We start from the raw sequence: 8,755 nt of genomic DNA on the forward strand, positions 1-8,755 counted from the left end.
CAGCGCGACTGTGATTTCGTACAAACAAGCGACCCTGATCCAATGCCGGCGTGGTCCAACTGATCTCGCCTCCCAAAACTCGCACTCGGCCTCGCTCGATGTACTCTTTTGGGATTTGCTTCGGCCAAAATCAAATCGCCGAGATCATTGAGCAAAAACAATTTGCCATCGGCCGCAATCACACTGGCGTGCCCCACCACTCCGGCGTCTCGGTTGGATTCGAAATCCGTTTTTCGACGCGTTTTCGCGATCCCGTTTGCCCATTGCTGCTTGCCCGTTCGGAAATCAAGACAACGGAAACAGCCTCGGGTCGGCCGGTGAGCTTTCGATTGTGCCTCGGCCACGTCGAAGCCATACAAGTAGCCGTCGACCAAAACACTTGAGGAGACATCGTTGGACATCAGCGGGATTTGCCAAACCGTGCTGCAGGCGGCACCGGAATTCTCGCTCGATTGGCCACTTAATTTCCAAAGCCGCGAGCCTGCTTGGAATGGAGCCGATGTCCAAAGGTACGGCTCGTGAAAAATCGGCCAGGCGGAATGTTCGTCGTAGCCACTCGATAGATGCTCGCTCCACAATCGCTCGCCCGTTTTCAGGTCGTATCCAACCAAATCGTTCTCGAGATATCCAATTACTTGTGTTTGTCCGTCGATCGTGATCGGCAGTGCCGGCGTGTAGCTAGCTGGTTCGTCGCCGGATTTCCAAACAATTGATCCATCACGTTGGTCCAACGCCACCATAGAGGCACCTATCGCTCCGATCGGCAGAATTACCATGCCATCGATCACGGTAGGGGAGCAAGCGTAGCCGAACTCGGTTCCCTTGCCGCCAAGTTCGGCAGTCAAGTCGCGTGACCAGACGAGTTTGCCATCGATGGAAAGACAGGTAACCGCGCCAGAGGGAGTGGTGAAGAAGACATGTTGATTCGATATCGTCGGCGTGCTGCGTGGACCTGGGTACAGCCCGGTGGGTTGGTAGGGCCAATCGTAGCGATAGCGCCAAAGCGTCTGGCCGGTTTCCGCATCCAAGCAGAGCAGAAATTGGCCGGTCAGCGTTTGGTACTGCGTGAACGCACGGTCCTCCGCGATCACAAATCCGGAATAGCCCTGACCGAGTTCCTTTGTCCAAAGTACCGGGGGGCCCTCCGTTGGCCATTGATCCGCAAGTTCGACTTCGGCAGAGCAACCGTCATATTGGGGGCCACGAATATGCGGCCAACCTTGCCGGGGTTCCTCGGCCGATGCGGCGTAGCCAACAAGCGTCAACAGAACCAGAATCAAGATTCGGAGCGTTTTAAAGAAAAAGGAAGAGCTCATTGCGCCATTGTCGTGTGAGGCGGACGCCAAGCCAAGCATGTCGGTGTTTTGTTGGCAGTTAAAACGCGGTTCGAACAGTAGTTTTACTGTTGTAGGCCGGATCGCAGTGAAGCGAAGATCCGGCTCGGCATTGGTAACGAACGTGAATTCACCTTTGCCCGCCGGATCTGCGTCGATTTGGGCGAGTTGATCCGGCCTACAGGGATCCGGCCGACAGGGGGGCAAATGTGAAACTTTGGCGGTGATGGCAATCAACCGATCATCGACCGCGGCAGCTTTGATGGAATTTTGGGAAAACCCTTGTCGAGTCGCCTTTGGGCGGATAGCCTATTTCTAACGTGAATGGGCGACCTCGGCGGAGGTTCGTCACATTGGGATTTGCGGCCGCTTGCAGCCTGACCTGCTAAAGAGCCATGACAAAAAATATGACGATTGATTCAGACGCGACCAAATTGGGTCGCACCGGTGATTCCGTAATTTCTGCGGACACAAACTCGGATTCCGATTGCACCGCAGAGACTCCTTCTGCAGCCAAGCCTATCTCTCCAAAAGCTTCGCCTCGGGGGCTGGTGAACGAGCAATTGCTCGGGACGTCAACCCAGTGCGTGCATAGCGGTGAACAGCGGCAAAAGGCCGAAGGTTCGATTACCGCTCCGATCTACGCGGCGTCGACATTTACCTTTGATTCGACCGCATCGCTGTTGCGTTTCGTCAATGGCGAAGAAGATCGCGAAGAGTACGGTCGCTACGGGAATCCCAACGAAAAAAGTGTCGAAGCCAAATTAGCGGCACTCGAAGGGGCCGAAGAGGCGATTCTATACAGCTCCGGCATGGCTGCCATCGTTGGTCTGTTGATGGCCAAGCTGAGTAGCGGCGATGAGATCGTTTTCTTTGACCAGTGTTACCATCGCAGTCGCGAGTTTTGTGCAAAACATTTGTCGCGATTTGGCGTGGTGACCCACCAAGTCCCGACGGGCGATTTCGAGGCACTCGAAGCCGCGATCACGCCGCGGACGAAGATGTTGGTCAGCGAATCGCCGACCAATCCCCATTTGACGACGATCGATTTGGAAAAATTTGCCGCCGTTGGCAAATCCAACGAAGTCGAAACGCTAATCGATGCGACTTTGGCCACCCCGTTCAACATCAAACCGATCGCATACGGCGTTGATTACGTGTTGCACTCGGCAACCAAATATCTCGGCGGTCACAATGACTTGTTGGCTGGCGTGATTTGTGGCCGACGCGAGCAATTGGAATCGGTGCGTTCGCTGCGTGGAGTGCTGGGCGGAGTTAATTCGCCTCACAATCTGTACTTGCTCGAACGTGGCTTGAAAACATTTGCACTGCGGATGCAGCGGCACAACGAAAACGGATTGGCGATTGCCGAGTTCTTAGAAAATCATCCGCGTGTGGATCGTGTCTACTATCCTGGCCTGAAGTCCCATCCGTCGCACGATTCGGCTGCGGCGCAGATGCGTGGCTATGGCGGTCTGATCACGTTCACCGTCAAAGACGCGGATTGGGAAGAGACCTCGCGGATCGTCGATGCAGCGAAAATCCCACGAATTGCCGCCAGTTTGGGTGGAGTCGAATCGTTGATCGAACAACCGCTTGTGATGAGCTACTATCACTGCACCCCCGAAGATCGAGTTCGATTCGGAATCGCCGACAACATGATTCGCATGTCGTGCGGGATCGAAGACACCGACGATCTGATTGCCGATCTGAAGCAAGCACTCCAGGCGTAGCCCAATGTGGGATAGGCTTCCAGCCTGTCATCAGCTCGTCAATTAAGCCAGGCTTCAGAAGAATCATAACCCAACGCGATCGCGAGGGGATACGTTTCTTGTGGTCACTCGTTAGCGTTTCGGGGATTACAGGGCCGTTAAGAAATAATTCGGTCGTAGCGGAAGTCGTCAACGGCTTGTTGATTGATCCAAATTCAAATTGCATCGGTTAGCGTACGCCTATCGGCTAACGGTTAAACGAGGCATTAGAAACTCTCTCGCGAGTTCCGCTAACCTCGAATCGAGCTTAACCTCGCATTCGCCAGCCATCCCTTGGACGACAGGCTAGATGCCTATCTCACAAAGGTCTTGGCGACTTTCGCTACGCTTAATCAAAAACTCGATCATGACCCACTCTAACGACCCAAAGAAAACGGACTTCCGCACGCGAGCGATTCACGTCGGCAACGAAGTCGATCCTGCGACCGGAGCGGTGGTTCCGCCAATTCATCTTGCCAGCACGTTTCAGCAACCGGGGGCGGGCGAGTGGGGCGAATTTGATTACTCTCGCAGCGGAAATCCAACGCGTCGCAATTTGGAAACGACGCTCGCATCACTCGAAGGAGGCTGTGGAGCGCTGGCGTTTTCCTCAGGGATGGCAGCGATCCACTGCGTCACGATGTTGCTGCGCAGCGGTGACCATGTCGTCGCGGGGTGTGATTTGTACGGCGGTGCCTATCGCTTACTGCACAAGATCTGCGACCGCGCTGGAATCGAAGTCACCTTGGTCGATATGACCGACGTTTCGGCTGTCGAGTCGGCGATCACCGACAAAACCAAATTGGTGTGGGCGGAAACGATCGGCAACCCTCGGCTGTCGATTCCCGATCTTGGCAAACTTGCCGAGGTGGCCAAGGCAAAGAAATGCTTGATCGGTGTCGACAACACGTTTGGTACCCCGGCGCTAATCCGGCCGCTTGAAAGTGGCATCGACATCGTCATGCACTCCGCCACCAAATATTTGGGAGGGCATAGCGATTGTTTGGGAGGGACGTTGGCGGTCAACGACAAATCCCTCTATGACCAGCTGTATTACATCCAAAACGCAACCGGAGCGGTGTTGGATCCACTCAGCTGTTTCCTGATATCCCGTGGTCTAAAAACGCTCGATTTGCGAGTTCGCGAACAATCTGCCACCGCGCTTCGGTTGTCACAGTGGCTCGAGTCGCACGGGCGAGTCAAATCGGTTCTCTATCCGGGGCTTGAATCACATCCGCAACATTCGCTCGCTGCCGAAACCCTCGAAGGTGGTTTTGGGGCGATGGTCACGTTTGAATTGGACGCGGATAAGGCAGAAACCGCCAAGGTTTGCGAAACGACGAAATTGTTTCACTTGGCCGTCAGCCTCGGGGCGGTGGAGTCGTTGATCGAGCAGCCTGCGACGATGTCGCACGCCAGTTATGACGCGTCGGATCGCGAGAAGTTTGGCATCACCGATGGGCTGATCCGGTTGTCTGTGGGGCTGGAGTCGTTCGAAGATTTGCGAAACGATTTAGCGCAAGCCATCGGTTAAGCAGGTTGGAAGGAAACTTCGGGTAAAATTCGCGCTGGCCGTTAAGACCAACGGCGTGAAGCATTTTTTCGTAGCGAAACTCGCAGAGAGTTTCGGTTTTACTCGCGTGCCCGAAAGTCTCTGCGACTTTCGCCGCAGTTAATTCGAGTTTTCCTCATAGGGAAAATGGTTTACAGCGTTCGCCAAAGCGGCCTAATCGTCGGAGCCGTGGCTCGCGGGCTGTTGATTTAATGAGCCGCTCGCGCGTCAGCGGCCGGGCTCCACGCATCACCCGGTGCCTTACGGCCCTCGGCTCACTAATGCGATTTGCATTTCGATTAAATCAACCGCCCGCTCGCAGGCTGTTGATTTAATGAAGTTTCCTTTGGCAAGGGGGGCTGATGGGCTACCTAATCGGTCATTGGTGTATTCGACGGACTAGGAAGTCCGTCGTACGACTGAATCGCAGCGGGACGATTTTCGATTTTTTTTCTGCGGTTTGAGCACGATCGCGGTGGAGAGAAAGCAGGCCGAGGCCGAATTTCCGTGATATTTACATGAAAATTGCGTTCGTCGGGATCGTTTTTAAGAAATTCTGCGACAGCTCCCATTCTGTATTGGTCCAATTTCAGGCATCTGCTAATCTTCGCTTGTCGTTGGTGACGACATTATTTTCGCACCTTGGGGACGCCATGAGGGCAAGCCACCCCTGAGGTCATTTGGTTCATTCAGGTGGAAAGGAGTCCAGCATGGATACCAAGCAGGCTGTAAACACTCACATTCGTTGGATGATTCGCCGCGATATGCCGGCGGTCCTGGGCATTGAGAATAAGAGCTTTGAGTTCGCTTGGACCGAAGAAGACTTCATTCGCTGCCTTCGTCAACGCAATTGCATCGGTATGGTCGCCGAAGTGGACGACCAAGTCGTCGGGTTCATGATCTATGAACTTCACAAGAACCGATTGCACGTTTTGAACTTCTCGGTTCATCCCGACGCACGTCGTCGTGGAGTCGGACATGCGATGTTGAGCAAGCTGCTCGGCAAGTTGTCGCACGAACGTCGCAACCGAATCATGTTGGAAGTTCGCGAGACCAATCTCGAAGCTCAATTGTTCTTTAAGTCGGTTGGTTTCAAAGCGATCTCGGTGCTGCGTGACTTTTACGAAGACACGGTCGAAGACGCCTACTTGATGCAATACCGTTATCAAGCATCCGTCGAAGAACTCGCCCAGCCACACAATCGCATCACGCGAATGGCCGGCTAAGCTTGTGGGATAGGCTTCCAGCCTGTCATCGGCATCCGCAGCAACGAAACTCGCCAAGAGTGTTCGTTGCCGAAATGTGGAATAGCCTTCAATCCTGTCTTCAGTAACAACATGCTGCAATGACAGACTAGAAGCCTATTCCACATTGTTGCTATCTGCCGCTCGCTTCTTCGACGCGGTACATCTCTTTGAATGGCAATTGGATGCCACCGTCGATCGTGATCGTGCTGCCGGTGATGTATCGGCTTTCGGGATCGCACAGGAACACGACGCCGCGACCGATCTCTTCGGGTTCGCCGAGCCGACCGAGCGGTAATTCACTGCCCTTTTGTTCAAGCGTCTGCTCGCTAAAGAACTTGCGTTCTCCTGGTGTGTTGGTCCACCCCGGATGAATGATGTTGCAGCGGATTCCGTATTGCGCCAATTCACATGCAGCGGTGCGAGCCATTTGGTCGTTGGCGGCCTTGGCCATGTTGTAAGCCATTGCACCTGGCATCGCGATGTGAGCATGAGGGCTGCTGATCACGACCAGGTTACCGCCCTGGCCTGCATCGACAAGCTTCTGGGCACCGCGTCGAATCAGGTAGAACGCGCCCCACATGCTGATGTCGATCGTTTTGCGAAATTCGTCCATATCCGAATCCAACATGGTGTGGCGATCGCTGTAGGCCGCATTGCTGACCACGATATCCAAACCGCCAAGCAGTTCGCTGGCCTGATCAACTAGGGATTCGGTTTGCTGTTGGTCGGCCATGTCGGCGGCGACCTTAAACGCCCGTACGCCGTGGGCTTCGCACGCCGCAACCACTTCGTCCGCTTCACCTTCGTGACTGCGGTAATTGATCACGACATCCACGCCCGCTTTTGCCAACTGGATCGCAATTCCACGTCCGATTCCGCGTGATGCGCCGCTGATGACGGCACGTTTGCCTTTCAAATTGCTCATGTTGTCTCGTTTTCAGGTAGGGACGCAGATAGTCGCTGATCGCTCCGCGATCTTTGCGTGTTGCAGTATTGGCGGGCATCCTGCTCGCGGGCGTCTTACTCGCGGGTGTAGCCCGGGGGATTCAACGACGATACCCGATCCACGCTCGTTTTGCAGCGGGCTGTAGATTCTCGCCTGCTTGAGATTCTTTGCCACTGCAGTCGTCGGCGGTTTCGCTCCCCTTCGCCACTCAAAATACGGACGTCGGTCGATCCCGGATACACGCCAAAATGCGCAAAACTACCAATTAGTTTGCGAAAAACTTCCCATAGAGCGATTTAGGTGATTGATTTCCGGCAAAAATGAGAGAAAACTATCATTCATAGTAAGATACGCGGCTTAGGAAGACTTCGCGGTAAGGAGGCCTCAGTGTCAACAAAATCACGACGAGACCGGCTTCGCGAGTTGATCCAGACGCGTGGTTTCGCGGCGTTGGGGGAACTTGCCGAGACGTTGAATGTCAGCGAGTCGACCATTCGCCGCGACTTGGAAGAGTTAGAGAAAGCGGGGGATGCGCGGCGGACACACGGTGGTGTGTTTTGGACGGGCAAAACCGCAACGATACGCGTGTTTGGCAATCGTCGAGATACGATGTGGCCTGCCAAAAGTGCCATTGGCTTGGTGGCTGCGGAGTTGGTTGACGATCACGACACGATTTTGCTCGACGGAGGAAGTACGACTTACGAGTTAGCAAGGCATTTGGTCAAACGGCCGCTGCAAGTGGTGACAAACAGTTTGCCGGTGGCACATTTGCTTTCTTCGAGTGAGTCGATTGATTTGATCATGATCGGCGGCTGTGTTCGGGGACGAACGGCAGTGGCGATCGGCCCGATGGCCGACTCGATGCTTCACACCTTAAATGTTGGGAAGGCATTTTTGTCGGTCGCGGGGATTAACGAACGAGGCTATTTCAACAGCGACATGATGCTGGTGGAAAGCGAAAAAGCGATGATCGCGGCGGCGGACCAATCCATCGTCGTGACCGATAGCAGCAAGTTTGGCAAGGTAAGTCTGAGCCGGTTGTGCGGGTTACACGAAGTGAACGCCGTGGTGACCGATTCAGGAATCGATTCTGAGTGGAAAGAACGCTTGGAAAAGGCGGGTGTCGGATTAGTCTTGGCAAATCCGTCGGGACAAAACGAACGTGACGCAGCGCGAAGCGGGCTGAATGTCGCGGCCAGCGGCGACCAAGGCAATCACGACGCGGAAACAGAACAGAAAGTAAAAAGGCAGCAATGACGCAAACAATCGATCGCAATCGTATCGAGCACCTTGTCCGTAGCGCCGTGATGGCGTCGATGGGCGGTGCCGCCCCGAGCAACGCATCCAATGGCTATGCGGGCGTTTCTACAAAAACACCGCCGGGTTGGGTCGACGGCAAACCGAATTTGCGAGTCAGCATCTCGGCCCGGCACGTCCATTTGACGGACGAGCACGTCGAAATCTTGTTCGGCGCCGGCAGCGTGCTCGAGCCTGATAAGGACTTGTACCAAGACGGCTTTTATGCCGCCAAGCAAACCGTGATGGTTGTCGGGCCTCGCCGCCGCATGCTGCCCAATGTGCGAGTGCTGGGGCCGACGCGTCCGTTCAGCCAAGTCGAATTGGCACTGACCGATTCGATCTCGCTTGGCATCAACGCGCCGGTTCGCCACAGCGGCAAGATTGACGGCACCCCCGGTTGTGTGTTGGTGGGTCCCGCCGGCACGGTCAAATTAGACCAAGGCGTGATCCGAGCGGCGCGACACGTTCACATGAACTTCGCCGACGCCGATCATTTTGGCGTCAAAAACGGCGACATGATGCAGTTGAAAATCAAGAGCCCCGATTGCAGCGTGGTGTTTGAAGATGTGTTGGTGCGAGCCGATGAAGCGGCAAAGCTCGAAGTGCACATCGACACCGACGAAGGC

General features: G+C 54.8%; 7 protein-coding genes. 5 read left to right on the forward strand and 2 right to left on the reverse strand.

The features are described from left to right. Window positions 1-1,316: PQQ-binding-like beta-propeller repeat protein (locus RMSM_RS10275; protein WP_160168275.1), on the reverse strand; the 1,316-nt coding region annotated here is incomplete at its 3' end. A 569-nt stretch (window positions 1,317-1,885) separates the two neighbouring features. Between RMSM_RS10275 and RMSM_RS10280 the strand changes: the two genes are divergently transcribed. The 3 genes from RMSM_RS10280 to rimI all read left to right on the forward strand — a co-directional run bounded on the left by RMSM_RS10280 (window position 1,886) and on the right by rimI (window position 5,863). Then, window positions 1,886-3,067 carry a trans-sulfuration enzyme family protein gene (locus tag RMSM_RS10280; protein WP_008695126.1) on the forward strand — a complete coding sequence of 394 codons (1,182 nt, stop codon included), beginning with the start codon at window positions 1,886-1,888 and terminating at the stop codon, window positions 3,065-3,067. A 385-nt stretch (window positions 3,068-3,452) separates the two neighbouring features. Continuing rightward, a complete protein-coding gene (locus tag RMSM_RS10285; protein ID WP_008695127.1) occupies window positions 3,453-4,619 on the forward strand; it encodes a trans-sulfuration enzyme family protein in 1,167 nt (388 codons plus the stop codon). 767 nt (window positions 4,620-5,386) lie between these two features. Beyond that, window positions 5,387-5,863, forward strand: a complete 477-nt coding sequence (rimI, locus tag RMSM_RS10295) for a ribosomal protein S18-alanine N-acetyltransferase (RefSeq protein ID WP_052031572.1) — start codon at window positions 5,387-5,389, stop codon at window positions 5,861-5,863. Window positions 5,864-6,014: 151 nt separating this feature from the next. On the opposite strand, the gene RMSM_RS10300 is transcribed toward rimI, so the two are convergent. Beyond that, window positions 6,015-6,809 (reverse strand): SDR family NAD(P)-dependent oxidoreductase, encoded by a 795-nt coding sequence (locus RMSM_RS10300; protein ID WP_008695131.1) that lies wholly within the window; start codon window positions 6,807-6,809, stop codon window positions 6,015-6,017. 408 nt (window positions 6,810-7,217) lie between these two features. On the opposite strand from RMSM_RS10300, the gene RMSM_RS10305 reads away from it, so the two are divergent. Further along, window positions 7,218-8,087, forward strand: a complete 870-nt coding sequence (locus RMSM_RS10305; RefSeq protein WP_008695132.1) for a DeoR/GlpR family DNA-binding transcription regulator — start codon at window positions 7,218-7,220, stop codon at window positions 8,085-8,087. After that, a partial coding sequence (pduL, locus tag RMSM_RS10310) for a phosphate propanoyltransferase (protein WP_008695133.1) occupies window positions 8,084-8,755 on the forward strand: 672 nt, incomplete at its 3' end. The genes RMSM_RS10305 and pduL, both read left to right, overlap by 4 nt.

The sequence above is a fragment of the Rhodopirellula maiorica SM1 genome (genome assembly GCF_000346295.1).
GTDB lineage: Bacteria > Planctomycetota > Planctomycetia > Pirellulales > Pirellulaceae > Novipirellula > Novipirellula maiorica.